Annotated in this window: 35 protein-coding genes and 5 pseudogenes; 33 read left to right on the top strand and 7 right to left on the bottom strand. The window is 68.0% G+C overall.

The window, feature by feature from the left end; genetic code table 11:
- Nucleotides 1–86 precede the first annotated feature (86 nt).
- The 3 genes from LP418_RS05450 to LP418_RS05440 form a co-directional block, all read right to left on the bottom strand.
- The gene (locus tag LP418_RS05450; protein WP_257955533.1) at nt 87–371 is read right to left on the bottom strand and encodes a hypothetical protein; all 285 of its coding nucleotides are present in this window, start codon (nt 369–371) and stop codon (nt 87–89) included.
- A 5-nt stretch (nt 372–376) separates the two neighbouring features.
- On the bottom strand, nt 377–628 hold the full coding sequence (locus tag LP418_RS05445) for a helix-turn-helix domain-containing protein (protein ID WP_257955532.1): 252 nt from the start codon (nt 626–628) through the stop codon (nt 377–379).
- A gap of 84 nt (nt 629–712) precedes the next feature.
- On the bottom strand, nt 713–1,906 hold the full coding sequence (locus tag LP418_RS05440) for an AAA family ATPase (RefSeq protein WP_257955531.1): 1,194 nt from the start codon (nt 1,904–1,906) through the stop codon (nt 713–715).
- 213 nt (nt 1,907–2,119) lie between these two features.
- Between LP418_RS05440 and LP418_RS05435 the strand changes: the two genes are divergently transcribed.
- Nucleotides 2,120–2,626 carry a MarR family winged helix-turn-helix transcriptional regulator gene (locus LP418_RS05435; protein ID WP_257955530.1) on the top strand — a complete coding sequence of 169 codons (507 nt, stop codon included), beginning with the start codon at nt 2,120–2,122 and terminating at the stop codon, nt 2,624–2,626.
- Between the two features lie 110 nt (nt 2,627–2,736).
- Nucleotides 2,737–3,432, top strand: coding sequence for an ABC transporter substrate-binding protein (locus LP418_RS05430; RefSeq protein ID WP_257955529.1), 696 nt, complete (start codon nt 2,737–2,739; stop codon nt 3,430–3,432).
- Here LP418_RS05430 and LP418_RS05425 read toward each other — a convergent pair.
- Together LP418_RS05425 and LP418_RS05420 are read right to left on the bottom strand one after the other, a co-directional pair.
- Nucleotides 3,400–3,726, bottom strand: a complete 327-nt coding sequence (locus tag LP418_RS05425) for a hypothetical protein (protein WP_257955528.1) — start codon at nt 3,724–3,726, stop codon at nt 3,400–3,402. The two genes, LP418_RS05430 and LP418_RS05425, sit on opposite strands and share 33 nt — an antisense overlap.
- 46 nt (nt 3,727–3,772) lie before the next feature.
- Nucleotides 3,773–4,087, bottom strand: a complete 315-nt coding sequence (locus LP418_RS05420; RefSeq protein WP_257955527.1) for a hypothetical protein — start codon at nt 4,085–4,087, stop codon at nt 3,773–3,775.
- Here LP418_RS05420 and LP418_RS05415 point away from each other — a divergent pair.
- From LP418_RS05415 to LP418_RS05280, 30 genes and pseudogenes are all read left to right on the top strand, one after another.
- The gene (locus LP418_RS05415; protein ID WP_257955526.1) at nt 4,080–4,586 is read left to right on the top strand and encodes an ABC transporter permease; all 507 of its coding nucleotides are present in this window, start codon (nt 4,080–4,082) and stop codon (nt 4,584–4,586) included. The two genes, LP418_RS05420 and LP418_RS05415, sit on opposite strands and share 8 nt — an antisense overlap.
- Complete coding sequence (locus tag LP418_RS05410) at nt 4,583–5,500, top strand: ABC transporter permease (protein WP_257955525.1); 918 nt, start codon at nt 4,583–4,585, stop codon at nt 5,498–5,500. Before LP418_RS05415 ends, LP418_RS05410 begins: the two co-directional genes overlap by 4 nt.
- A pseudogene (locus LP418_RS05405) lies at nt 5,493–5,663 on the top strand (ATP-binding cassette domain-containing protein); the annotation flags it as partial. The gene LP418_RS05410 and the pseudogene LP418_RS05405, both read left to right, overlap by 8 nt.
- Before the next feature lie 173 nt (nt 5,664–5,836).
- Nucleotides 5,837–6,295, top strand: coding sequence for an ABC transporter ATP-binding protein (locus LP418_RS05400; protein ID WP_257955524.1), 459 nt, complete (start codon nt 5,837–5,839; stop codon nt 6,293–6,295).
- 1 nt (nt 6,296) lies between these two features.
- The gene (locus LP418_RS05395) at nt 6,297–6,746 is read left to right on the top strand and encodes an FAD binding domain-containing protein (RefSeq protein ID WP_257955523.1); all 450 of its coding nucleotides are present in this window, start codon (nt 6,297–6,299) and stop codon (nt 6,744–6,746) included.
- 158 nt (nt 6,747–6,904) lie between these two features.
- Nucleotides 6,905–9,400, top strand: a pseudogene (locus LP418_RS05390) (molybdopterin-dependent oxidoreductase); the annotation flags it as partial.
- Nucleotides 9,401–9,482: 82 nt separating this feature from the next.
- Nucleotides 9,483–10,031: a molybdopterin cofactor-binding domain-containing protein gene (locus tag LP418_RS05385; RefSeq protein WP_336275914.1), complete on the top strand. Its 549-nt coding sequence runs from the start codon at nt 9,483–9,485 to the stop codon at nt 10,029–10,031.
- 23 nt (nt 10,032–10,054) lie between these two features.
- On the top strand, nt 10,055–10,327 hold the full coding sequence (locus tag LP418_RS05380; protein WP_257955521.1) for a hypothetical protein: 273 nt from the start codon (nt 10,055–10,057) through the stop codon (nt 10,325–10,327).
- A 55-nt stretch (nt 10,328–10,382) separates the two neighbouring features.
- A complete protein-coding gene (locus LP418_RS05375) occupies nt 10,383–10,829 on the top strand; it encodes an aspartate dehydrogenase domain-containing protein (protein WP_257955520.1) in 447 nt (148 codons plus the stop codon).
- 394 nt (nt 10,830–11,223) lie between these two features.
- A complete protein-coding gene (locus LP418_RS05370) occupies nt 11,224–12,453 on the top strand; it encodes an aldehyde dehydrogenase family protein (protein ID WP_442940123.1) in 1,230 nt (409 codons plus the stop codon).
- On the top strand, nt 12,450–12,860 hold the full coding sequence (locus LP418_RS05365) for a RidA family protein (protein WP_257955518.1): 411 nt from the start codon (nt 12,450–12,452) through the stop codon (nt 12,858–12,860). Before LP418_RS05370 ends, LP418_RS05365 begins: the two co-directional genes overlap by 4 nt.
- Nucleotides 12,857–13,624 (top strand): cupin domain-containing protein, encoded by a 768-nt coding sequence (locus LP418_RS32545; protein WP_257955517.1) that lies wholly within the window; start codon nt 12,857–12,859, stop codon nt 13,622–13,624. Before LP418_RS05365 ends, LP418_RS32545 begins: the two co-directional genes overlap by 4 nt.
- A complete protein-coding gene (locus LP418_RS05355; RefSeq protein ID WP_257956911.1) occupies nt 13,618–14,367 on the top strand; it encodes a PDR/VanB family oxidoreductase in 750 nt (249 codons plus the stop codon). The genes LP418_RS32545 and LP418_RS05355 overlap by 7 nt, the downstream gene beginning before the upstream one ends.
- A 34-nt stretch (nt 14,368–14,401) precedes the next feature.
- A complete protein-coding gene (locus LP418_RS05350) occupies nt 14,402–14,983 on the top strand; it encodes a VOC family protein (RefSeq protein ID WP_257955516.1) in 582 nt (193 codons plus the stop codon).
- A 42-nt stretch (nt 14,984–15,025) separates the two neighbouring features.
- Nucleotides 15,026–15,364: a hypothetical protein gene (locus LP418_RS05345; RefSeq protein WP_257955515.1), complete on the top strand. Its 339-nt coding sequence runs from the start codon at nt 15,026–15,028 to the stop codon at nt 15,362–15,364.
- 38 nt (nt 15,365–15,402) lie between these two features.
- On the top strand, nt 15,403–16,173 hold the full coding sequence (locus LP418_RS05340; RefSeq protein ID WP_257955514.1) for an alpha/beta fold hydrolase: 771 nt from the start codon (nt 15,403–15,405) through the stop codon (nt 16,171–16,173).
- Nucleotides 16,173–16,499, top strand: coding sequence for an SDR family NAD(P)-dependent oxidoreductase (locus LP418_RS05335; RefSeq protein ID WP_257955513.1), 327 nt, complete (start codon nt 16,173–16,175; stop codon nt 16,497–16,499). Before LP418_RS05340 ends, LP418_RS05335 begins: the two co-directional genes overlap by 1 nt.
- 341 nt (nt 16,500–16,840) lie before the next feature.
- On the top strand, nt 16,841–16,915 hold the full coding sequence (locus LP418_RS32540) for a hypothetical protein (protein WP_442940229.1): 75 nt from the start codon (nt 16,841–16,843) through the stop codon (nt 16,913–16,915).
- Nucleotides 16,916–16,938: 23 nt separating this feature from the next.
- On the top strand, nt 16,939–17,175 hold the full coding sequence (locus LP418_RS05325) for an SDR family NAD(P)-dependent oxidoreductase (RefSeq protein WP_257955512.1): 237 nt from the start codon (nt 16,939–16,941) through the stop codon (nt 17,173–17,175).
- Between the two features lie 118 nt (nt 17,176–17,293).
- The gene (locus tag LP418_RS05320; RefSeq protein WP_442940228.1) at nt 17,294–17,722 is read left to right on the top strand and encodes an SDR family oxidoreductase; all 429 of its coding nucleotides are present in this window, start codon (nt 17,294–17,296) and stop codon (nt 17,720–17,722) included.
- 23 nt (nt 17,723–17,745) lie between these two features.
- Nucleotides 17,746–17,910, top strand: a pseudogene (locus tag LP418_RS32535) (thiamine pyrophosphate-binding protein); the annotation flags it as partial.
- A gap of 28 nt (nt 17,911–17,938) precedes the next feature.
- Nucleotides 17,939–18,112 (top strand): annotated as a pseudogene (locus LP418_RS30360) (thiamine pyrophosphate-binding protein); the annotation flags it as partial.
- Nucleotides 18,113–18,127: 15 nt separating this feature from the next.
- Complete coding sequence (locus tag LP418_RS30355) at nt 18,128–19,408, top strand: thiamine pyrophosphate-dependent enzyme (RefSeq protein ID WP_336276021.1); 1,281 nt, start codon at nt 18,128–18,130, stop codon at nt 19,406–19,408.
- Between the two features lie 5 nt (nt 19,409–19,413).
- Nucleotides 19,414–20,040, top strand: coding sequence for an alpha/beta fold hydrolase (locus tag LP418_RS05305; protein WP_257955511.1), 627 nt, complete (start codon nt 19,414–19,416; stop codon nt 20,038–20,040).
- The gene (locus tag LP418_RS05300) at nt 20,033–20,251 is read left to right on the top strand and encodes a recombinase-like helix-turn-helix domain-containing protein (protein ID WP_257955510.1); all 219 of its coding nucleotides are present in this window, start codon (nt 20,033–20,035) and stop codon (nt 20,249–20,251) included. The genes LP418_RS05305 and LP418_RS05300 overlap by 8 nt, the downstream gene beginning before the upstream one ends.
- Before the next feature lies 1 nt (nt 20,252).
- Nucleotides 20,253–20,594, top strand: a pseudogene (locus LP418_RS32530) (Rieske 2Fe-2S domain-containing protein); the annotation flags it as partial.
- A 103-nt stretch (nt 20,595–20,697) separates the two neighbouring features.
- Entirely contained in the window at nt 20,698–21,333 is a 636-nt protein-coding gene (locus tag LP418_RS05295; RefSeq protein WP_257956908.1) for a hypothetical protein, read from the top strand.
- A complete protein-coding gene (locus tag LP418_RS05290; RefSeq protein ID WP_257955509.1) occupies nt 21,333–21,671 on the top strand; it encodes a hypothetical protein in 339 nt (112 codons plus the stop codon). The genes LP418_RS05295 and LP418_RS05290 overlap by 1 nt, the downstream gene beginning before the upstream one ends.
- Entirely contained in the window at nt 21,668–21,907 is a 240-nt protein-coding gene (locus LP418_RS05285; RefSeq protein WP_257955508.1) for a RidA family protein, read from the top strand. The genes LP418_RS05290 and LP418_RS05285 overlap by 4 nt, the downstream gene beginning before the upstream one ends.
- Nucleotides 21,885–22,082 (top strand): hypothetical protein, encoded by a 198-nt coding sequence (locus tag LP418_RS05280; RefSeq protein WP_257955507.1) that lies wholly within the window; start codon nt 21,885–21,887, stop codon nt 22,080–22,082. Before LP418_RS05285 ends, LP418_RS05280 begins: the two co-directional genes overlap by 23 nt.
- 137 nt (nt 22,083–22,219) lie before the next feature.
- Here the strand turns inward: LP418_RS05280 and LP418_RS05275 are convergent, their stop codons facing one another.
- Nucleotides 22,220–22,993 (bottom strand): SDR family NAD(P)-dependent oxidoreductase, encoded by a 774-nt coding sequence (locus LP418_RS05275; protein WP_257955506.1) that lies wholly within the window; start codon nt 22,991–22,993, stop codon nt 22,220–22,222.
- A 296-nt stretch (nt 22,994–23,289) separates the two neighbouring features.
- Nucleotides 23,290–23,628: a hypothetical protein gene (locus LP418_RS05270; RefSeq protein ID WP_257955505.1), complete on the bottom strand. Its 339-nt coding sequence runs from the start codon at nt 23,626–23,628 to the stop codon at nt 23,290–23,292.
- 242 nt (nt 23,629–23,870) lie between these two features.
- Between LP418_RS05270 and LP418_RS05265 the strand changes: the two genes are divergently transcribed.
- Nucleotides 23,871–24,848 (top strand): ABC transporter substrate-binding protein, encoded by a 978-nt coding sequence (locus tag LP418_RS05265; RefSeq protein ID WP_257955504.1) that lies wholly within the window; start codon nt 23,871–23,873, stop codon nt 24,846–24,848.
- The last annotated feature ends 20 nt before the right edge of the window (nt 24,849–24,868 follow it).

The raw sequence follows: 24,868 nt of genomic DNA, 5'->3' as shown, positions 1-24,868 counted from the left end.
ATGTTTTGGACACGATGAAACTGAAGTTTCGGATCGGCTGACGTCGATGATCGCATGACTCCCGGGTCATGATCGCCCGTAGGGCGTCATGCCGACCTAGGACGACGTTTGGGTTGGGGGAGCAGGTCGGTGATGGTGACCTGGTCTCGGTCGGGCGCAACGAGCGCCTGCAGTGTTGCCTCGGCCATTGCCATGCGTCGTTCTTCCCGGGCCGAGAGCTGGTTCAGCCGCCAGCGGTCGGGGTGGGTCATCACGGGCGGTGGCACGAGCGATCGGTCTTTGAGGTTCTGGTAGCCCTTGGTCTTGCCCCAGTCGTGGCGGCGGATCACGTCGCTCGCATGCAGGAAGACGTGACGCGGGTCGTCGTCCATCGCGCTCACACCGCCTTCGGTCCTCGTACGACGGGCTGGGAAGCGAGTCGTTGCTCGCGGATGAAGCGGCGCAGGTCGGCGACGGTGGTGTAGAGCCGGCGACCGATCTTGAAGAACTCCGGGCCGGTGCCAGTCTGGCGCCACCAGCGGACTGTGTTCGGTGAGGTCACCAGAATCTGCGCGACCTCGTCGAGGGTGAGCAGCTCGTCCTCGTGGCGGGCGTGAAAGGGGATGTCGAGCGGGTTTGTGCTGTGCACTGTTACTCCTCTGTTGTTCGTTCATCGAGAGAAGCAACAGACCGTCGGTGGAATCGGACGCCTGCGGCGAAGTAACGATGACGATCAGAAGCCGATCCCGGGACCTGACATGGGAGCGCGTGGTCGGTAGCCCACGTCCGGCTCTGGTCGGCGCACCGGCGCCGGAGGTCGGAACGCGGGAGCCTTCGCCTTCGGCCCGTAGCGGTCGATCGCTTCGGCCGCGAGGCCCCGGGCATGTGCCGGGCCGGGATCGGCGCGGTCCCGACCGAAGACATCGATCCACTGCTTGCGGGCATCCTCGACCGACTCCGCCACCGGGTGTGCGACGTTGCGGTCCCTGCCACGGGTCATTCCGACGTACGCCGAGGCGGCGCCGGTGTGATCGCCGATCAGGACGTGGGAAACGGGCACGGTGGAGCCACGGGCGCCGTACGCCGTGGTGGCGTAGGCGAGAGCTCGACGTGCTGCTGCACGTAAGCCGATGGCAGGCGTCGCTGGCCGGCCTCCCCATGCACGGTCAGGGGCTCCGTTGTCGCTAGCGATGACGGTCCACGTCTCCCGGTTGGCGACGTCCGCGTCGTGGTCGTTTCGACGGGTGGCGATCTTGTCGCCGATGCCGATCCGTTCGCCCGACGCCGTGACGACACCATCGGTGACCTCACCGACGACCTCACGGACCTGATGTGCGAGGTCGTTGATCTTGCCGACCTGCTCGCGAGTGTCAGCGACGACGAGGTCACCGTATGTCGCTCGGACCGTGAGCTGCTGTTGTCGTTCGACGTCGGTGGCGTGCACCACGATCTCTCCGCGACGCGCCAGCTCGTCGAACACTTCTCCGGGCTTCTTCCCGGTCCGCATCCGCAACGACAACTCCGCATAGGCGGGATCTGCGAACCGGCGGACGCCCTCGAGTTCGCTCACGCGGTCGGGTGCGTACCGGATGGCGAGGTCCGGGACGCCCCCGCGTCCGACGGCGGGCAGTTGGTGCCGGTCGCCGACCGGGGGCCACCCGGGCGCTGGTTTCGTCGGCCAGTCGAAGCAGTGCCCGGGGGGTGTCCCGGTCGAGCATCCCTGCTTCGTCCACGACGAGTAGGTCCCCCACGGCGAAGTTGCGCCGAGCGCTGCGGCGTTCCGGCCACCCGGGCCCAACGCCCGTCCTCGTCCCAGCGGAAGCCGTGTTGGTGCAACAACCGGGCGACCGAGTGCGCCGTGGTGCCGATCTCGCGCGCAGCGACCTGAGCCGGGATCGAGGCGCACGGTGTCCTCGGTCCGACTCACAGCAGGCGGAAACCTCGTCGACTGGTGTCCTCGCTCCGTGCTCCCGTTTCGCGAATCGGCGACTGTGACGCGGAGACAGGTACTTGTGAGTGGTGACGCTGACCCACTAGGGTTCCTTTGCGCAAAGATACTGGCGGAAGTTAGTCCGCCCGGCTCGATGACCAAGGGGAAGGTTGTGAAGGTGTGAAGTCCTCGGATGGCGTCGCCGAGATCATGAATCAGTGGGCGATGGTGCGCCCCGAGTTGGACGTTTCCGCCATGGGCGTCTTCGGGCCACTCCATCGCAGTTTTCTGCTCTACCGCACGCAAATCTCCGAGATCTTCGAACAGCACGGCACCAACGAGGCCGGCTTCGACGTCTTGGCGAGCCTGCAGGCGCGCGGCGCCGGGCTTTCGGCGGACGGCGGGCGAGCTGGCGGCGCAGACCCTTGTCACCACAGGGGGCTGACGCTCCGAGTGAACAGGTTGGAGCAGGCCGGACTAGTCGAGCGGAGGCGAGACGATGTCGACAATCGCGTCGTCTACGTGACCCTCACGGCCGCCGGGAAGGCCCCGGTCGACCGGGTGGCGGACGCCCACTTCGCCAACGAACGACGCATGCTGCGCGGTCTGACGGCGGCCCAGCGGGTGGCCCTTGCCGGCCTGTTGGGGGAACTCGAGGAGTCCCTGTGTGCGGCGGTCGAGGGTGAGCCGGATGACGACACGTCGCAGACTGCTTGAGGCACACCATGACGCCCGGGGCGCCCCGTCGATCGAGAGATCGCGGGCGCCCTTTGGCGTAGGTGCGGAGGCGTCGGCCGGGGATCGGTCGAGAAAACTTCGGGAAAGCGTTGACTCCTTGGCGCCAAGACAGTAACAATCTTGGCGCCAAGAAGTTTTCCGGTGAGATATCTCTCAAGCGAAACGAGAAGTTCATGACCAAGTCCCGAACCCTAGGCGCCGTGTCCCCGGCGAGCCTTGCGCTGATCCTGACCTCATGTGGGTCGGACGGGGCATCGGCGCAGACCGCTGACGGGAAGCTCGAGAAGACCGACGTGACCGTGGGGGTGTTGCCGCTGGCCGACTATGCGACGGTGTACTGGGCCGAGGAGAACGGATTCTTCGAAGCCGAGGGACTCAGCGTGGAGCTTGAACCGCTGCAGGGCGGACCCATCGGGGTGCAGAAGGTGGCCTCGGGCGAGCTAGATTTCAGCTTCACCAACTCCATCTCGGGCTCCATCGCCCAATCGAAGGGCACCCCCGTCCAGACCGTGGTGCTGAGCAGCTCGCTGGGTCCGGACAGCATGGGCGTCTTCGTCAACCCGGACTCCGACGTCCAAGAGTTGGCGGACCTCGATGGCAAGACCGTCGGCGTCAACACTACGAACAACATCGGTGACGTGACCTTCCAGAACCTCACCGAGAGTGAAGGGCTCGAGGTCGCACCCGAATGGATCGAGGTCCCCTTCAGCGAGATGATCGCGGGGGTCCAGGGCCGGGTCCATCGAGGCCGGCTACGTGCCGGAGCCCTTCAAGTCCGCTGCTGAAGCGGCCGGGCTTCGCAACGTGGTCGACCTCTCCGGTGGAGTGAACGCCGAGCTGGCCGCAGCCACGTTCATCGCCAGTGACTCGTTCATCGCCCAGAACCCTGACACGGTCCGCGCCTTCGTCGACGCGATGTACGCCGCGAACGCAGACATCAGCAAGGACGAAGAAGACTTCCGGGCCCGGCTGCCCAAGGTGGCCGGTGTCGACGAGAAGACCGCCGAGACCATGTCGATCCCGGTGTTCGCCAGCAAGACGCCCCTCGACCGCCCGGAGATGGTGAGCGACATGCTCATCGACCCGGGGCCTCATCGAAGATGGCTTCTCGATGGCCGATCACACCTACCTTCCCGAGGACTGAACATGATCGACGCAGGCGAGTTCCTCGGTCGACGGCAGCAGGTCGCGCTCGGCGCGCTCGGCGTCGTCGGGACCGGCGCACTCGTGGAGCTGATGGTCCGCTCCGGTGTGATCACCACCCCGGGCTTCCCGATCCCGAGCAACGTGCTCGGAAAGCTGGGAACACTCCTCGGCGACGGAGTCTTCTGGGGAGAGATCGGCTTCACGCTCCGCGAGTGGATGCTCGCGTTGCTGATGGCGACGATCGTCGGGACGGTGCTCGGTGGCCTGATGGGCGCCTACACCGGGGGTGTTCATCGCCTTCGAGTTGCCCGTCGAGGTGTTTCGGGTGCTGCCGTCGGTGGCGCTCGGGCCCATCCTCATGCTGCTGATCGGAAGCGGCATGCTCCCGCTTTCGCTCACGGTAGCGCTCGCCTGCGTCTGGCCCATTCTGCTCAACACGATGTACGGCGTCCGCGCCACCGACCCCACGGCGGTGCAGACCGGCCAGACCTTCGGGCTGTCCTCGCTGGGCGTGCTCTTCCGGATCAAGCTGCCCAGTGCGCTGCCGTTCACGTTCACCGGCATCCGTGTGGCCGCCTCGATCGGGCTCATCGTGGCCGTCAGTTCCGAGCTGCTCATCGGAAACGGCCGCGGGATCGGCGGGTTCATCCTGCTTCGCACCTCACAGTCCAGCGACACGGATCTGGTGTACGCCGCAACGTTGGTCGCAGGACTCATGGGGATCGTGATCAGCACCCTCCTCGCAACCATCGACGCGAAGGTCTTCGGCTGGAAGAAGGGGCTGGCGCAATGACGATCACACCGACCAGCGACAGCCTGACCGACGTGACCGGGGTCGCGCCCACCGCGCCCGGCCAGCCCGGGGGACCCATGCCACAGCTGACTGGCAGCGGCCTTGGCCGCTTCGTGCGCAGGACCAGCGCCGTCACGGCGTTGCGGTTGATCGTTCCCCCGGTGATTCTCGCGGCCCGGTGGGGACTGTCGTGGAGCGAGACGGGCAGCCTCTTCGTCGCCAACCCGTTTGACGCGTTCGGTCGAGTGCGCAGCGACTTCCTCGCTCCGGACGCCGATCGCCTGTTTCTCGGAGACGCGACGTGGGACCACCTCCTGCCCAGTGTCTGGCGGGCCCTTCAGGGACTGGCACTGGCGATCGTCCTCGGTGTCGGAGCCGGGATCGCGCTGGGACGCCACCGCATCCTGATGGCGCTGTTCCAACCGCTGATCCACCTCGGGCGCTCGCTCCCGAGCCCCGCGCTGATCGGTGTCTTCTTCTTCCTCTTCGGCACTGGGGACAGCCCGAAGATCTTCCTGATCGCGTTCAGCGTGGTCTGGCCGATCCTCTTCAACACCATCGACGGCGTCACCAGCATCGGCGCAACTCGCATGCAGGCCGCGGTCATCTTCAAGATCGGCCGCTGGGACCGACTGGTGCACATCGTGCTGCCCGGCGCAGCTCCCAAGATCTTCGCCGGCGTGCGTACGGCGATGTCCCTCTCCCTGATCATCATGATCATCTCGGAGCTGCAGAAGTCGCAGAACGGCCTCGGCCACCTCCTGATCCAGATGCAGCGCAACTTCGACTACACCGGGTTCTGGGCCGTTCTGGTCGTGCTGGCGATTCTCGGCGTCGTCATGAACATCATCTTCACCATCATCGAACGCCGGGTCCCGGCCCGGCACCGAGGAGCGACGCAACAACATGACTGAGACAAAGGTGCACACAACACCCGAGCTGGTGCTTGACGCCGTCTCGAAGAGCTACAGGGCGAACCTCGCGGTGCGCAGCATCAGCGCCGAAGTGCCAGCAGGAAAGGTCAGCGTCATCGTCGGCCCGTCCGGGTGTGGCAAGTCCACGCTGTTGCGCATCATCAGCGGGCTCGACACCCCGAGCGAGGGCTCGGTGACCTTCGAGGGGCGCTCGTGTGACGGGCGTGCCCGAGGGGTTGGCGATGGTCTTCCGGGACTATTCGCGCTCTCTGTTCCCCCGGATGCGGGTCGCCAAGAATGTGGCGTTCCCGCTGCGTCACCTCAAGTCCGCCGAGCGTGCGGAACGCGTCCGGGGAGGCCATCGACGCGGTCGGACTCTCGGGCAAGGAGAGCCTGTACCCCCGGGAGATGTCCGGCGGCATGCAGCAGCGGGTGGCCATCGCTCGTGCCCCGGCCAGTCACCCCAAGCTCCTGCTCATGGACGAGCCCTACGCCTCCGTCGACGCACAGACCCGCGCGGATCTCGAGGACCTGCTGCTCGCGATCCGTGCAAGGCTCGGCATCACCGTGCTCGTGGTCACCCATGACATCGATGAGAGTGTTTACCTCGCCGACCACGTCATCGTGCTCTCCGCGCCGCCGAGCGTCGTGGCCGAGACGATCGAGGTGGACCTTCCCCGGCCGCGAGACCACGTCACGACCAAGACCGACCCTCGCTTCGTCGAGATCCGGGGGCACGTGACCCAGCTGTTGCGGGGGGCTGGCCGCGCTGCCGACACGGCTGGGACCCGCTGACGTGCGGGTACAGGCGTTGGGGGCCGGGCTGGTCGCGCAGACCCAGTCGAGCATCCCACCGTTCGACCTCCACCGCCCCCGCTCCGTGGCCGAGGCGGTGGCGGTGCTTGCCGGACACCCCGAGGCGGTGATCGCGGCCGGCTGCACCGATCTCACCGCTCAACTGCGCGAGGGCCGCGTTCCCCGAGACCTCGTCTCCGTGCGTCGGGTTCCGGACCTGCAGCAGGTCGAGCACGTGGCGGGGGTCCTGCGCATCGGTGCGGGTCTGACCCATCACTGTGGCAGCGGCCACCCGTTGTTGCAGGCGACGCTGCCGTCCCCCGGCGGCGGCCCGGGCCAGCATCGCGACCGTTCGGATCCGCTACTCCGCCACCCTCGGTGGCAACCTGCTCGCCCGCCGCTTCCGCTACGAGATGCCGGTCATCCTCGGGGCCCTCGAGGCCAGTCTTGAGTTCGTCGGCGCAGCGGAGCCGAGCCACCCGATCGAATGGCTATGGCCCGCCCCTGACCGGGACGGCGCCGCCGCGGGAGCCCGGCAGCCGCACGGACTGCTCACCGGGGTCGCGATTGCCACGAAGCACCCGGCCTTGGTTCGGCTACGAGCGGTCGATGCGACCGACGACGACCGTCGCCCCGGGCATCCGTGCAGCCGCCGACGGCCTGCGCATCACCGCCACCATCGGCGCGGAGTACCGCCGTCCGGTCACGGTGTCGACCACCGCGGACGTCGGCCAGCCCGCCGAACTCGATGCGGGCCTTGTGGGTCGGAAGATCGCCGCGCTGCTCCCCGACGACATTGGGGATCGGGCCGGGTCGGCGGAATACCGCCGCCACCCGGTGGCCGTTCTGGTCCGGCGTCTGGTCGCCACTGCCCATCACGACCGGGGAAGCGAAGGGAGTCACCGCATGAGCGAGACCACGATCGACTTCCGGCTCAACGGCGCGGAGGCATTCGCGACCGTCCCGGCGAATCGGATCCTTGCGGACCTGCTCCGGGAGGACTTCCGCTGCCACGGCGTGCGGAGCTCCTGCGAGCGGGGTGTCTGCGGCGCCTGCACCGTGCTGGTCGACGATCTGCCCGTCGCTTCGTGCTCCACCTTCGCGTTCGACGTGGCCGGTGCGACCGTCGAGACCGTCGAGGGCCCGGCTGCCGCCGATGGCACGTTGTCGCCGCAGCAGCGGGCCTTCATGGAGTGCGGTGGCTTCCAGTGCGGCTTCTGCACGTCGGGCATGTTGATGCTGACCACGGGGTTGCTGCGCCAGAACCCCTGTCCGCAGCGACCCGAGATCCGGTCCCTGGATCAGCTCGAACACGTGCCGCTGCACCGGCTACGAAATGATCCTCGAATCGGTGGAGCGAGCCGCCGAGCTGGGCCACGGGGACGACGGATGACCACGACACCGTCCGTGGATGCCGGACCCGTGCTCCACGACCTGCCGACTGCCCCCGCCGCACATCGGGTCGTGGGCCGCGACGGCGCGCGTGCGGACGCCGGTATCAAGGTGACCGGCAAGGCGGTCTACACGACTGACGTCGTGCGCCCCGGCATGCTGCACGCCAAGGTGCTGCGGAGCCCCCATGCCCACGCGAACATCGTCTCGATCGGCGTGTCACGCGCCCGGGCGTTGCCGGGTGTGGCGGCGGTGCTCACCCGGGACGACGTGCGACACCTCAATCCCTACGGCACGTTCGTCAAGGACCAGCCCGTCGTCGCCATCGACCGGGTCCGCTACGTCGGTGACGTGGTGGCCGCGGTCGCCGCGGTCGATGAACGCACCGCGCTCGCGGCCCTCGACCTCATCGAGGTGGTCTACGACGTCCTGCCGTACGTCACTGAGCTCGACGAAGCCCTCGACCCGTCGGGTCCGCAGATCTTCCCGGAAGCACCGATCGGGATGCTTCCTGACTATGGGGACGGTGCCTCCGGCGGACTGCGCACCCAGCACAACGTGAGCTACGAGTTCCGCTACACCACCGGTTCGCCCGACGTGTGGGACCAGTGCGACCACATCTTCGAGGACACCTTCAGCTTCTCGCGGATGAATCACATGCACCTCGAACCCTTCGTGGCGGTGGCCGAGGCGACCGACGACGCGATCGAGATCTGGAGCTCCACCCAGTCTCCGTTCCCGCTGCGCAAGGAGCTGGCCCGGACCTTCGGAATGCCGGAGAACCGGATCCGTGTGCAGACGATGCTCCTCGGCGGCGGCTTCGGCGCAAAGAACGGCCTGAAGGCCGACCCGGTCGCCGTACGCCTCTCTCAGCTCAGCGGCGGCCGTCCTGTGCGCTATGCCATGACCACCGAGGAGGTCTTCCTGACGGTGTCGCAGCACGCCGCACGCCTCATCTACCGGACCGGTGTGATGGCCGACGGCACGTTCGTGGCACGAGAGGCTCGGGTCCTCCTCAACGGAGGTGCCTATGCCGAGCTGAGTCCGCTCGTCTGTGAGAAGGCGGGCTACCGCACGCCGGGTGCCTACCGCTGGCAGCACATCGACTCGATCGCCCGGGTGGTGACCACCAACACCGTCCCGGCCGGTGCCTTCCGCGGCTTCGGCGGCACCCGAGCCACCCGGGCCAGCGAGCGCCGGGTCGACCTGATCGCCGAACGACTCCGAATCGACCCGTTCGACCTGCGGATGAAGAACCTCAAGGAACTGGGCGAGGAGTACGTCCCCGGTGAGGCGCCGATCGACTCGGACCTCCGCGAGGGGCTGCGGCTCGTTGCGGACGAGATCGGCTACCACCGCCGGGCGAAGGTGCCCCATCGCGGCATGGGTGTCTGCATCGGCATGAAGGACGGCGGGGGCGTGAACAAGCCGGCGCAGGCCCGGGTGAAGGTCTCCACCAAGGGTGACGTCTTCTTGTCGAGCGGCCTGACCGAGATGGGTCAGGGCAGCCAGTCCGCGCTGTGCCAGATCGTGGCCGAGGTCCTCGGCTGCGCCCCCGCCGTGGTCGTGTTCGCCAACATAGACACGGACAACACGCCGTTCGACCGGGGCACCAACGCGTCCTCCGGCATCGCGGTCATGGGGCAGGCGGTACAGCAGGCCGCGGAGAAGGTACGCCGCGACGTCCTCGCGTGGGCCGCCGGTCAACTGGACCTCGACCCCCGAATCGCTGACGCTGCGGGACTGGGTCGTGGGTGGGCCGGACGGCACCGAGCATGCGCTCGCGCCGCTGGTCATGGGGGTTTTCGGCGGCACCGGGTTCGAGTTCACCGCCGACGGATTCTTCAAGTCCGGCAATTCCCATCGCGCGCCGCTGGAGGCGCCGTGCGTCTTCTGGGAGGTCGGCTGGGCAGCCGCCGAGGTCGAGGTCGACCCGGAGACCGGCAAGGTGACCGTGCTCCAGCTGGTCGTGAGCGGCGACGCCGGCAAGGTGATCAACAAGCTCGGGTGCCGCGGTCAGGACGAGGGCGCCGCAGTCTTCGGGCTCGGCCAGTCACTCTTCGAGGAACTCCGCTACGACGGTGACCGGCCGGTCAACGCCGAGGCGCTCGACTATCGGGTGCCACTGGCGGAGGACATCCCGGAGCGCTTCTGGTCCCTCACCCGGGAACAGGGGCATGGGGCCGGTCCGTTCGGGGCGAAGGGCATGGGGGAGGGGACCATGCTCCCCGTTGCCCCGGTGATCGCGCAGGCGATCGCAGACGCGATCGGTGCGCAGCTCACCGAGCTGCCGATGTCACCCGAGCGCGTTTTCGCTGCCCTGCATGCACGGACCGAATCCTGATGGCCGCCAGTCTTCCCCTCTCCGTGAGCGTTCTCGGATACGGCGCGATCGGACAGGTCGTGGCCGCCGGGCTACGCGACGGCGCCGTGCCCGGCGCCCGGCTGGTCGGAGTCGTCAACCGAAGCCCGCTACCGGGTCCTCCCGGCCTCCAGATCTCCCTCGCCGACGCGATCGCAGCCAGCGACGTCGTCGTAGAGGCGGCCGGGCAGGAGGCGCTTCGGAGCTTCGGGCCCGAGGTGGTGGCAGCCGGACGCACCCCCGGTCGTCTCCTCCGTCGGCGCACTGGCCGACCCTGACGTCGCCGAACGGCTGCTCGCCGGGCCGGGCCGGGTGCTCTGCACGCATGGCGCGGTGGGCGGTCTGGACCTGCTGGCATCGGCCAGCGACGCGGCGCCCTTCGACGGCGTCCGTGTGCGCACGACGAAGGGGCCCAAGTCGCTGGTGCAGTCGTGGATGCCCGAGGCGCAGCAGCGGGAGATCCTCGCGGCAGTTGGCCCGCACCTGGTCTTCGCTGGGACGCCGCGCGAGGCCGCGCGTGCCTTTCCCACGCTGCTCAATGTGGCGGTCTCGGTGGCGCTCTCGGTGGGCACCCGCACCGACGTGTCGGTGGAGTTGTACGCCGACCACGCGGCCGAGCTAACCCGCCACGAGATCGAGGCGTGGGGACCGGTGGGCCGCTACAGCTGGCGCATCGAGAACCGCCCGAGCGCCGACAATCCGCAGACCAGTGCCGTCGTGCCCTACTCGATCCTGCGCACGGTCTCCCGGTTGACCCTGAGTCCGCCGCTCATCGCCTGACCTGTGGTTCGAGAAGGTTCGGCAAAAGCCTTGACACGTAATATCTTTGCGCTCAAACTCTTAGCAGTTAGACAATCTGACGTGATGGGAATTCGATGAACCTGCGAAGCGAGACGACCGGTGTGGCCGTCCCCGAGGGCGACACCCGGGACGAGATCTTCGTCGGCGGCCAGTGGGCCCGCGGACGGGGCGCGTTGATCGAGTCGGTCAACCCCGCGGACGGCAAGGTGTTCGCTCAGCTGCACGGTGCGGTCGTCGAGGACGTCGACACGGCTGTCGACGCGGGACTACGCGCCGCCGCGGCCTCCGGCTGGGCCACCCGGCTCCCGCATGAGCGGGGCCGCAGTGCTGCACCGGATCGGGAACGCGATCGAAGCCAACATCGACCGGATCGGTGCCTTGCAGACCCTCGATACCGGCAAGACCCTCACGGAGACCCGGGCCCCGGCCCTGCAGCGCGGCCGGCACCTTCCGGTTCATGGCGGCCGCCCCGGAGACCATGGAGGGTGCGATCACGCCCGCCCGTGGCGACTTCCTCACCCCGGCGACGTACGAGCCGATGGGCGTGGTCGGTGCGATCACCCCGTGGAACTCCCCGATTGCCTCGGACGCCCAGAAGATCGCTCCGGCCCCGGCCGCCGGCAACGCCGTCGTGTCCAAACCCCCGGTCTGGGCGCCCCGGGTGACCCTGCTCCCGGCCCGTCTGTGTGAGGACGCCGGACTGCCGGCCGGACTCCTCTCGGTGCTCCCCGGACCCGGCCGCACCATCGGTGAGGCCCCGGTCGCCCACCCGCACGTCAGCAAGGTCTCGTTCACCGGCGGCACGACCACCGGACGCCACCCGGCGCACGTCGCCGCGGACAAGCTGATGCCGATCACCCTCGAGCTCGGCGGCAAGTCGCCCACGATCGTCTTCAGCGACGCCGACCTCGACCGGGCCGTCGCCGGCGTGCTCTTCGGCGTCTTCTCCTCGTCCGGCCAGAGCTGCATCGCCGGATCTCGCATCTTCGTGCACACCAGCATCCACGACGAGTTCGTCGACCGCCTCGTGGCCGGTGCCCGCCGGCTGCGCGTGGGACCGGGCGACGACCCGCGCACCCAAGTCGGCCCGATGGTGACCCACTCCCATCGCGACGGCGTGGCCGCAATGGTTGACGCAGCGGTCGAGCAGGGGGCGCAGGTGCTCTGCGGCGCCCGCATCCCCGAAGAAGCCGCGCTCCAGTCGGGTGCCTACTACCTGCCCACCGTCCCGGCGGGCGTCGACAACCGGGACACCATCTGCCAAGAAGAGGTGTTCGGTCCGGTTGCCGTCGTCCTGCCGTTCGATGACGAGGACGACACGGTGGCTCAGGCCAACGACACCGTCTTCGGGCTTGCCTGCGGCATCTGGACCCGCGACTTCGCCGGCGGCTGGCGGACGGCACAGGCCATCCGAGCCGGAACCGTCTGGATGAACACCTACAAGCAGTTCAGCATCTCCACCCCGTTTAGCGGGCTCAAGGACAGCGGAATTGGCACCGAGAAGGGCCGTGACGGCATTCGCTCCTACATGCACCAGAAAAGCATCTACGTCGATCTCTCGGGGCGTCCGCTCCCGTGGGCCAACCCCGAGGAGCAGCCATGACCACCGCAGCGCATCCCTACAGCCCCGCATTCGAGAGCGCCGGCTTCGGCTTCGTCTCCGGCGCACTCTCGGTCGACGAGTCCGGCCCGGCCGTGCCGGGCCGCCGTGCCGCACTCGAGGCTGCCGTCGCGCGTCTCGCCGAGCGGCTGGCCACGATCGACATGAATCTGTCCGATGTCGTGAAGACGACCTACTTCGTCACCGACGTCACGCTCCGCGACGAAGCCAACGAGCACTACCGGGAGGTCTTCGTCGAACCCCGTCCCGCGCGGTCGTTCGTCCAGTGGCTGCGCTGCCATACGGCGCCACCGTCGAGATCGAGGCCATCGCCCGCAGGGCCTGACCACCCACACCGAGCTCCGGCGCACGCCGGTTTGCACCACCCCACAGGAAGGAAACAAAGATGACCAGCACCGAGACCCAGAAGCCAGTCGACCTCGAGGAGCTCATCGACTCCTGCATCGCCTCGCGCGAGACCCGCCACGAGGACTGGGACACCCGGGCTTCCCGGGCGGCTGCCGGTGGCGACCGCTTCAAGCGGGCCCAGATCCGTTACATCGGCTCCGGTGCGACCGGCGACCACGCCGACGACAGCCGCTCGCTGCCGTCGGAGCACTTCACCTTCTCCAACATGCGCCTGCCCGTCGGCGCGGTCGGTCCGGAGCACACCCACCACGACGTCGAGGAAGTCTTCTTCGTGCTCGAGGGCGAGCTCGAGGTGGCCGTGCACGACGTCGAGGACGGCACCAAGACGGCGGTCCGCAAGCTCGGCTACCGCGACCTGATCCGGGTCCCGGCCGGCGTGCCCGCGCAGCCTGACGAACGTGGGCGACACCGATGCCCTGTTCTGCGTGGTCATCGGCACCCAGAAGCCGCAGCTGCCGACGTACCCCAAGACCTCGGAGATGTACGGCGTCACGCGCTGACGCCCGACCCGGACACAAGGAGCAACTCATGGACGAGAACACGGCACGCGCACTGCGCGTCCAGCAGAAGACGTGGGAGGCCGACGGCGTCACCAGTGTCACGCTGGTCGACCCGGCGGGCGCCGAGCTGCCCGCCCGGACGCCTGGCTCGCACCCGGCGCTGCGGCTCTCCGACAACCTCGTCCGTGAGTACTCCCTGTGCTCGGACCCGGCGGACCGCTCGCAGTGGAAGGTCGCGGTGCTGAAGACGCCCGACTCCCGGGGCGGCAGCCGCTTGGTGCACGAAGCGCTGCCGGTCGGGCAGGTGATCACCGTCGAGGGACCACGCGACAACTTCTCGCTCGACGGCGACGCCAGCCGGCACGTCCCGGTGGCCGGAGGGGTCGGCATCACGCCGATCATCGCGATGGTCCGGCGACTGCACGACGAGGGCGCGGACTGGCACCTGCTCTACACCGGCCGCTCGCGCTCGACGATGGCGTTCCTCGACGAGGTCGCGGCCCTGCCCGCTGACCGCGTCACGGTGCACGCTGACGACGAGGCGAACGGCAGCTTCCCCGACGTGGTCGCGCTGCTCGGCGACCTCGACGCGACCGCGACGGCGTACTGCTGCGGTCCCGAGGCGCTCATGCAGGCCTGCGCCGAGGCGTTGCCCGACAGCTCTCGCCTCCGGATTGAACGTTTCAAGGCTCCCGAGCCGGTCGTCGTGGAGGGCGAGGACGTCGCCTTCGACGTGGTCATCGACAGCACCGGCCAGCGCATTCCGGTGGGGCCGGACACCTCGGTCCTCGCCGCGCTGTGCGACGCCGGCATCCCGGTTGAGAGCTCGTGCACGGAAGGCATCTGCGGCACCTGCGAGACCGGTGTCGTTAAGGGCGAGATCGACCACCGCGACTTCCTCCTCAGCTCCGAGGAGCAGGCGAGCGGCAAGTCGATGTTCGTATGCGTCTCCCGGTGCCGGTCTGCGGAGCTGGTGCTCGACCTCTGATCCGTACGACGCCCACCGAAGGAAGGACACGACCATGCATTACGCCGACACCCCCGTGTGCCGTTTGAGATCACTACGCTCGATCACCCTTCGAGTGCCGGACCCCGTGCAGTCCAAGGACTTCTACCACCGGGTCTGGGGACTCAGCACCGTCGACGAGGACCGCTCGACCTTCTGGTTGCGCGCCACCGGTGGCGAGCACCACGTGCTCCGGCTCGAGCAGCACGACGTCAACGCCTTGGGCAAGATCAGCTTCGCCCTTGGCTCCCGCGCCGAGGTCGACGAGGCTGCGCGCGCCCTGCAGAAGCTCGGTATCCCGTTGCTGCGCGAACCCGGCCTGCTCAGTGACGACGCCGGAGGCGGATACGGCCTCCAGCTCGTCGACCCCGAGGGGCGTTGCGTCGAACTGTCCACCGACACCCATGCGGTGGCGAACCGAGAGCCGGCTGGGCGACGCGCCGTACCCCGCAAGATCGCGCACGTCGTCCTCAACACCGTCGACATCGACCGGGCCGCCGACTTCTACACCCGGGTCCTCGGCATGCGGATCTCCGACTGGTCCGAACACCAGATGACGTTCCTGCGCTGCAACTCCGACCACCACGTCATGCGCTGAACCCGGGCGCCGTGGACGTCGCTGAACCACGTGGCCTATGAGATGCAGAGCATCGACCACTTCATGCGTGGACTTGGCAGTCTCAAGCATCACGGCATCGTCCCGCAGTGGGGCCCGGGCCGCCACGGGCCCGGCGACAACACGTTCTCCTACTTCACCGATCCGGCCGGTCTGGTCTGCGAATACACCTCCGAGGTGGCGCAGATCGATGAGGACGCCCGGCTGTGCAGGACGTGGAAGCGTACTGCCGAGCTCTCCGACCAGTGGGGCACCGCCGGCCCGCCGTCCGGCGACATTCGGTCGGCGATGGCGGGCATCGCCGACCGCGGACACCGGGATCTCGTCGTCCCCGGCCTGACTGACTACTTTGGGCCGGAGTGAGCTGAGATGAATCTCCGGGCTGAGCAGCAGGTCACCCGATGGCGTTCATCCGGGGGGTCTCTGTTGACGTGATCGGCGCCGGCGATCCGGTCGTCCTCCTGCACGGGATTGGCGGCCATGCCGGCTCCTGCGGCCCGCTCGCCGGGCAGTTGGCCGCACACGGCTTCCGAACACTGAGTTGGGATGCCCCCGGGTACGGCGCGTCAGATGATCGCGATTTCGGAGCCCTCGATCACGCGACCGAGGTCGTCGCCATCCTCGAGGAACTCGCGACTGGCCGAGTCCACCTTTTCGGCACGTCGTGGGGCGGGGTCATTGCCACCCAGATCGCCGCAGCGCGTCCTGACCTGGTCCGGACACTGGTCCTCGCCGACAGCACGCGAGGCTCGGGCACCTCCCCGGAGAAGGCCCGGGCCATGCGGGCCCGGGTGGAGGAGCTCAGTGCGCTCGGTGCCGGGGCCTTCGCCGCGGCCCGGTCAGCACGACTGGTTTCCCCGACCTGCCCGCCCGAGGTGACGCAATCAGTGACTGAGGGCATGGGTCGTGTCCGGAGCCTCGGATACACCGCGGCAGCCGACCACATGGCACGGACCGACCTGACCGCGCTGCTCCCCACCCCGGTCACTCCGACCCCGGTGCTGGTAGGTGCCGACGACGTGGTCACCGGCGTCGCCGAGTCGCGCTTCCTCGCCCAGCACATCAGGGGAGCCCGGCTGATCGTCGTACCGGAGGCGGGGCATGCGGCGTTGCAGGAGAAGCCGGACGTCATGGCCGGTCACATCCTCACGTTCTGGAAGGGGTCAGCTTGATGAGCCCGCTCACGGTCGTGACCGGCGCCGGGCGCGGGCTTGGCCTCGCGATCGCCGAGCGACTCGGCGCCGACGGCCACCGGATCGTCGTGGCCGAGCTGCGACCCGAGCTCGCCGTGAAGGCCGAGAAGCAACTGCGTCACCGGGGCGTCGAGGCGCATGCGGTCGTTACCGACATCTCCGACAAGGACTCCGTCGCGACCCCGGCCGAGCGGGTCAGCGGAGCTGGGCGGCGCCACTGCCCCCGGTCAACAACGCGGCCCTCGCCGACGGCGTCGGGGGAGACGCGTTCTGGGAGCTCGACGAGGACGCCTTCTCCCGAGTGATGCACGTGAACGCCTTCGGCTTTGGCTGGTCAGCAAGCACCTTTTGGCCAGTTGAAGGCCGCCGGGAACGGTGCGATCGTCAACATCGCCTCCGATGCCGCCTTCTACGGCTCACCCCGCCACGGTCCACTACGTCGGCTCCAAGGGAGCCGTCCTCGCCATGACCCGGTCGATGGCCCGCGACGCGGGGAGTTCGGCGTACGCGTCAACGCCGTTGCGCCCGGTCTCACCCGGGTTGAAGCCACCGAGTCAGTCCCGGCTTCTCGCTATGAGCTGTACGCCGACCACCGGGTCCTCGCCCGAGAGCAGACCCCCGGGACGTTGCCGGCGCGGTCGCGTTCCTGTTATCCGAGGATGCCGGCTTCGTCACGGGCTCGACAGTGGTCGTCGACGGCGGCTTCGTCATGAACACCTGATCGTCAGACCCGGGAGAACCGGAATGGACCTCAAGCTCGCAGATCGCACCGTGATCATTTCCGGCGCCAGCTCAGGCGTCGGGCTCGCCACCGCGCGGCTCCCCTCGGCGGAGGGCGCCCGCGTCGCTGGCTGTGCCCGGGACCTGAGCCGGCTCGAGGCCGCCTTCGCGGGGTTGGGGGCGGATCCCGAACGGGTGCTCGTGGGTTCTTGCGACGTGACGAACCGGGGGAGGCGGAGTCGTTCGTCGACGCGACCGTGAGCAAGTTCGGCGGTGTCGACGGGCTGGTGTGCAACGCGGGGCGCTCGCTGATGGCGGGTCTCGGGGAGACCACCGATGACCAGATCCGCGAGGAGCTTGAGCTCAAGATCTTCGGTTCCTGGAACTGGTCCGGGCCGCTCGGAAGGCCCCGGCCAACTCCGAGGGCGGGTCCGTGGTCAACGTCAACGCGATCCTGTCCCGGCAACCCGAGCCCGGGTTGGCGATCACCTCCGCGGCGCGCGCCGCCCTGCTCAACCTCACCCACTCGATGGCCGAGGAGCTGGCCGTCGAGGGCACTCGGGTGAACTCGGTGCTCCTGGGGCTGGTCGACACCGGTCAGTGGCGGCGCCGATTCGAGGGGTCCGGCACCGATCAGGACTATGACGCCCGGAGCGCCGAAATCGCCGCGGACCGCGGCATCGGGCTCCGCCGCTTTGGGACCGCCGACGAGGTCGCGTTCCCCATCACCACACTCCTCTCGCCGCTCAGTGGCTACACCACGGGCGCGTCCATCGATGTCGGCGGCGGCGTCGGCCGCCACGTCTGACCGGGCAAGGACAGGAATCGAATATGACATCCCGGGAGACCACCCGCGAACCCACTGGTGGTGACGTGCTGGTGCAGGTGATGCGCCGACACGGCATCGACACCGCCTTCGGCGTGATCAGCATCCACAACCTGCCGCTGGTCGAGGCAGTCGCCCGCGAGCTCACCTTCGTGGAGGTGCGTCACGAGGCCGCCGCGGTCCAACGCTGCCGACGGTTATGCCCGCGCCTCCGGCAAGATCGGTGTCGCCCTCACGAGCACCGGGACCGGGGCCGGCAACGCGGCCGGATCCATGCTGGAAGCCCTGACCGCCGGCAGCCGGGTACTGCACGTGACCGGGCAGATCGAGAGCGAGTACCTCGGGTTGGGACGCGGCGTCATCCACGAGGTACCCCGGCAGTTGCAGATGCTCGACGCCATCTCCAAGCACGCACACACGATCACCGATGCCAAGAATGTCGAGGCCGACCTGGAGCAGGCGGTGGCGCGGATCCTGTCCGCGCCCCAAGGGCCGGCGAGTGTCGAGTGGCCGAGCGACCTCCAGTACCTCGCTCGTCCCGACGAGCAGCTGCCTTTCGAGGCTGTTGTCGACGCACCGGCTCTCCCCGATCCGGCCGAAGTTGCCCGGGCGGTTCGCCTGCTGTCTGCGGCGAAGAGGCCGCTGATCTGGGTTGGCGGTGGTGCGGCTGACGCCCGGACCGAGCTCACCGCGCTGCTCCACACGCTCGGGGCCGGGCTGCTGACCAGCAATTCCGGCCGCGCGATCGTTGCCGAGGACGACGACCTCGTGATCGGGAACTTCGCCTCCACGCCCGAAGTAGCGCATCTGCTGGAGCAGGCCGACCTGCTGCTCGCCGTCGGGACACACTTCCGTTCCAACGAGACCAAGAGCTACCACCTGCCGCTGCCGACGCCGCACATCCAGATCGATGTGGACGCCGCTGCCCTCGGTCGCGTACACCCCGCAGACGTGGGCATCACCGGGGATGCTGCCGCGACCACGGCCGCGATCAACGCAGCCCTCGCTGACACGTCGGTCGAGCCGACTGGACCCGGGCGGTGCGTACGGCGCGGGCCGAGGCTCGCGCCGCGCTCACCGACTACATCGGCGGGTATGCGGAGATCTGCTCGACGATGCGGGCGATGCTGCCACGCGAATCGGTGGTTGCTCGTGACGTCACCATCCCCTCGAGTCAATGGGGCAACCGACTGCTCGAGCTCTACTCCCGGGAGACCAACATCTTCCCGCTCGGTGGCGGGATCGGCCAAGGACTGGCGATGGGGTTGGGCGCGGCCTCCGCGCGCGCCGACGTGCCCACGGTCGTCATGGTCGGCGACGGCGGGCTCGCAGTCCACCCTAGGTGAGTTGGCCTCGCTGGCCGGCTCGCGGGCGTGGTGTGTCGTGATCGTCTTCAATGACGGCGGCTACGGCGTGCTGCGCAACATGCAACGCGCCAACGGCTTCGACGAGGCCGGCGTCGACCTCTACACCCCGGACTTCGCGCTGTTGGCTGCCTCGCTGGCCATGCCGTATCACCTCATCCGGGGGGCCGGAGAGTTCGACGACGCGTTCCGCGACGCACTCGCCGTCCGTGGCCCGGTCATCGTCGAGGTCGACGTGGGGGCCATCGAGCCGACACCCGGCGCCTTTGTCCCACCCGTCCACGTCCCCACCAGAGAGGGGTGATCCACATGGCTGACGCCGATGCGGATCTCCTCGGTGCCGAGCGTGCGGCTGCGCGGCCGATCGTGTGCCTGCACACCGCACCGGGGGCCGCCGACTGGTTCGACCAGCAGCACGAGGATCTCGATGTGGTGGCCCGGGACGTCCCGGCAGACCTCGCCACGGTCGCCGCTGACCCCGGATCCCTCGAGAGTTGGGTCGAGGGAGCGGTCACAGCTGTCAGGTCGGGTGGCGGCGGTCCCGTGCACGTGCTGGCCACCGGCGGGGCGGCCTACGGCGCGATCGTGCTCGCCGCACGGCACCCGGAGCTCGTCGTCAGCCTCCTGCTCGGTGACCCCGAGCTGGTGCGCACGGCCGATACTCGGGCCGAGGGCGAGCGCGCCGAGCTCCTGCGCACCGTTGGGGTTCCCACGCTGGTGATCGCCTCGGCACCCGAGCTGGGCCACGGCAACAGGGATGCCCAGACGCTCGCCGGCGGCATCGACAACGCCGTCTTCGTCATCATCGACGGCTGCCGGGTCCCGGCCCACCGAGAGCGAGGAAGCTCGTTCAACGAATGGGTCAGCTCTTTCACGATCATCGCCGAGGGCCTGATGGCGCTGGCGCCACAACGACAGGAGGACGTCCATGCCTGAGCAATATCTCGTCCAGAACCAGACGCACCCGCATCCCCTTAGCCCCTACGAGGAGAAGCTCTCCGGCGCACTCATGGAGGTATTCGCCACCGGAACGCATGATCTCCCCGGACTCGTGGCCGGGGTCAACTCAATGGGGCTCCACGCCCCCGACGGCAACGCTTGGACCGAAGACAACCTGCGCGCCGAGATGCGCCGACTGGGAGACTGACATGACCACTACAACTGCAGCCACGACCGTCACGTCCGCGCCGCGACGCGCGGTCGGCGTGCGACACCCGATGGACGCGGTCGAGCTCGCCGCCACGGGTCTCCGCGACCGGTGGTACCCCATCTATCCGTCGCACATGGTCAAGCCCGGGGCCATGGCCAAGGTGACCCGCCTCGGCGTCGACTGGCTGCTTTTCCGAAGCGCCAAGGGGACCCTGCACATGCTTGAGGATCGCTGCCCCCACCGCAGTGCTCCACTGTCGGTCGGCCAGCACCTCGGGGACCGAGTCGCCTGCAAGTACCACGGTGTCCGGGTCGACGGCACCGGCACGGTCGTGTCCGTACCGGGCATGCCGGGATGTGCCCCGGAGGGCACGCAGGCGACCGTGTCCCTCAAGGTCGTCGAGGCGGCCGACACGATCTTCGCGTTCATTCCCCTGACCGCAGATTCCGTACCGACACCCTTCGTGCTGCCGGACCGGCTCAGCGACGAGGAGGTGTCCCTGGTTCCCCAACTACGCCGAGTGGGCGGGACCGTGGCGCTTTTACATGGACAACGTGCTCGACCCGATGCACGGAGCCTTCCTGCACCGCGACTCCCATTCGATGTTCGGCGGGGACACCTCTGCGCGGTTCCGTATCCGGGAGACCGACCGGGGCTTCTTCTTCGAGAAGACCGATCAGGTGGGGGTGAACTTCGACTGGGTGGAGTACGTCCGTGGGTCGATGGACTTCGTCGACACGGAGATCCCCTATGCGCAGGACGCGGGGCCGGGCGGCGTGTTCGGCATCGTCGGCATGGCCACGCCCATCGACGCCACCAACTCGGCGATCTTCCACTGGCGGACTCGGCGCGTGCAGGGCTGGGAACGCGAGGTCTGGCGCTTCCTCTACCGCACCCGGCTCGAGGCCAAGCACTGGACCGTCCTCGAACAGGACCGAGAGGTGCTGGAGGCACTGGCCGGAGATGCCGATGCCGAGGAGCACCTCTATCAGCACGACCTTGGAGTCTCACGGATCCGCCGGATCTACCGCGCAGATGCCCGCGCGCAGGCCGCGGTCCCGGCCGGCAGCGTCAGCTGATGTCGCAAGACAGCATGCTTCTTACCGTGGTCCTGCGACACGACCAGTCGCAGAATCTGGAGCAGATTCAGAGCAGGCTCGAGGCCGCCGACTGGTGGCACGGCTTCCCGCCGGAGGGGTGTGAGGTCGTCTCGTGGGTTGTGGCCATGGGCCTGGGCCAGATCGTGACGCTGCGACTGCCGGCGAGCCGGCTCGCTCAGGTCAACGTGGAGCTGGAGCGCAGGGCATGGGGCGTCTTCAGTACCGATTTCTATCCGACGTACGACTTCGCGCCGGTCCGAGAGCGGCTCACCCGCGAGTCCGATCAGCGGCGCACCGGATCGGAACCGCCAGCGTGAGTCCTGTCGCCGACAGCGTGCCCGCGCCGCCGCGACCGGGAATGTTTAGCAACGCCCGCGTGCACGGCAGCCAGTTCTTTCTCTCCGGGATGCACGCTGGAGGTCCCGACGGCATCGTCGGTGGTGACGACACCTACCTGCAGGCGCGGGAGGCGTTCCGCAGGGTCGCCGCTCTGACCCACGCCTGCGGGGCGACTCTCGACGACGTCCCTGGTGCTGCGGATCTACCTCACTGACATCGAGGAAAAGGCGATGGTGGGTCGAGCCGGGGGTGAGGTCTTCACCGGTGAGCTGCCGACCTCCACGCTGGTGGAGGTGTCCGCGCTCGTGGAACGAGGGCTGACCGTCGAGGTCGAGGCGCAGGGCATCATCGGCGCTTCGTCCAACGCGGGCGTGGAGGTTTCGGCGTAGGTACTTGCGCGACGCTCCCCATGGCTTGCCGAGCTCCTCGTGGAACCACCCGGTGGCGGCGTGGTGGCGCTGGCTGCGGTAGACGCGTGGTCGGGCAACGAGAAACTTCGTATGCGCTTCCCACGAGAACCCGAACGTCAGGGGCCCGTAGAGCCAGTCTCGAGATCGCGCACGATTCGCGCGGCCTCCATCTGCCCGCCGAATGCCGCGTAGCCTCCGTCCACGGCAATCTCCGCGCCACTCACGTAGCAACTGAGGCTGGACAACAGGAAGACAACGACGTTCGCGACGTCAGTTGCCTCGCCCATCCGTCCCAAGGGCGTGAGCGCGACGTTGGCTTGCACGTACGCGCTGGTTCCTCCGGTTGCCATCGGCGTGCGGATCAGGCCCGGGTGAACCGAGTTGACTCGGATGTTCTTCGGCGCGAGGGTTCCGCACGCTGACCCGGTGAGCCCACGCAAGGCCCACTTGGCGGAGGAGTAGGCAGCCGCAGGGCTGCCGACGAGCCCGAGTGCCGACGACATGTTCACGATGGAACCGCCTCTGTCGGGGTCCATGGCCGCGCCGACTGCCCGGAGCCCATAGAACGCGCCGCCCAAATTGATGTCCATGACTCGCCGCCAGTCGCTAGGGCTGGTGTTCATCAAGTCGACGCGGTGGTTCACCCCGGCGTTGTTGACCAGCCCATCTATCTGGCCGGCGCTCTCGATGACTTGCCGCACGAGTCCATCCCACTGAGCTGGGTCCGACACGTCGTGACTCACGTACGTCGCGTGGCCGCCACCCTGCCTGATCCTCTCGACAACGGGGGTCGCGTCAAGAACATCGCCGATGAATACCGTTGCGCCGGCATCGGCCGCCAGAACGGCGATCGCTGCGCCCAGCCCCCGGGCCCCGCCGGTGACGATCACAACTTCGTCGTCCAAGGAGATGGTCGGGCTCGCACCCTGTGGTGCTGACATGAGGAGGGTCCCTTCGTGACGCGTCAACTGACTTGATCAGTGGTTGATCGGGTGCGGGTCGCAGGTGAGGAGGATGCCTCGAAGCAGCTGCTCGAGCTCGCGGCACTCGGTGCCATTCAGACCGGCGATCAGTTCACGCTGGCACTCGATGATGTCGTCGAAAGCGTTGTCTATGCGATCGCGCCCGGTATCGCTGATGACGACGAGGACGCCACGGCGATCGCTAGCGTCCCGGCGACGTTCAATCAGGTGGCGTCGCTCAAGGGAGTCCAGCCTCGGTCGTCATGGTCCCCGAGGTCACCGGGGGTGAACTCGAGGAGGTCACCGGGGCGCATCTGTTGGGCCGGACAGCGGCGGATGGCCGAGAGCATGTCGAAAGACCACGCTTCCAGTCCATGCTGCTTGAGCACCTTTTCGCGGCGCCGCTCGAACACGCGCATCACCTGAAGCATCCGGCTCACGACGTGCAGGCTGCTCAGGTCGGCCTCGGGGAGGATGCGCTGCATGTCCTCGACGACCTGGTCTACGAGATCCCAATCGGGGTCGGCATGAACTGGGCGGACGTGGATGCCCTCCCCGTTCACGGTTGAGCCTTTGCTCATGCTTCCTCCTTGCGCGTCGTTGTCGAGAGGTTATCTCTTGAAAGGTGTGAGATACGTTACCAAAGTCTCTTGACTCCCGAGAAAGTGAGGTGCAAGATTCCTATCACCGAGACAGGTGTGTACGCGCTTCACAAGATGGCGGCGTTGGGCACCCGTTCGGTCACACCCCATGGCATGAGGGCGGTCTTGGCACCGTCAACTCATCATCAGATGTTGGAGGCAAGATGACGCTCAATCGCAACACCCGTCTCGGAGTCCTGTCAGTCGGACTGATCATGGTGGCCGGGCTCACCGGATGCGCTGCGGACACGGAGGCGCAGACTGCGGCCGACGGCAAGGCATACCCGGCCGACTGCTCCAAGATCGACCTGTCCGTCGCGCCCGGGTCGCCGGCAAAGCTGTCCTTCGCGCACGGGACTGCGGCCGAGGAGCCGATCTACCTGATGGAGGCAAACGTCGGGACGACTCCGAACCGCGGCAAGTGGTACGAGCCCACGTACTCCACGGTCAGCAAGTCCAGCGACCGAATGACCTCCATCGTTTCTGGTCAGCTCGACGGTGCCTCGATGTCCATCCCGCCGCTGGTCAGCGCCAAGGCGAAGGACCTCGATTTCAGCTTGGTCGCCTCGGTGAGCAAGGAGGCTGAGGGACACTTCCTCACCACCTTCGTGGCGCTTGACAACAGTGGAATCAAGTCGGCGGAGGACCTCAAGGGCAAGACCATCGCCATTGCCGACTACGGCACGTCGCACGACTACTGGGCGCAGAAGGCCGTCGCCTCCGCCGGGTTGGACCCGCAGAAGGACGTCAAGTACGCGGTGATCCCGCTCCCGAGCATGGAAGACGCACTGCGAAACGGCACCGTCGACGTTGCCGGCCCGGTTGAGCCGTTCTACTCAATCGCCGAGACGTCCGGCGGACTGGTCGACGTCTTCAACTCGTTGACCGGGTCCGGGACGGACCGAGAACTCCAGGACGCGATCTTCGGCAACGCCTACATCAAGGCCAACCCCGGCGCGGTCTCGCCTGGATCGCCGACTACAAGGAGACGGTGGCCGCCTACAACGCCGACGTTGAGGGTTCGAAGCAGGAACTTTTGGACGCCAAGCTCGTCCGGGCGCCCGCCGAGGTCTACCTCGGTGCGTCCGATTGGGCTCGACCCGATGACGGCGCCATCGACCTTGCTGCCCTCGACAGCCTGATCACGAGCATGCAGGACCTC

This window comes from Nocardioides sp. B-3, assembly GCF_024703895.1.
Taxonomy (GTDB): Bacteria; Actinomycetota; Actinomycetes; order Propionibacteriales; family Nocardioidaceae; genus Nocardioides.
Note: the sequence above shows the minus strand (reverse complement) of the source record. Positions and strands in the feature narration are given on the sequence as shown.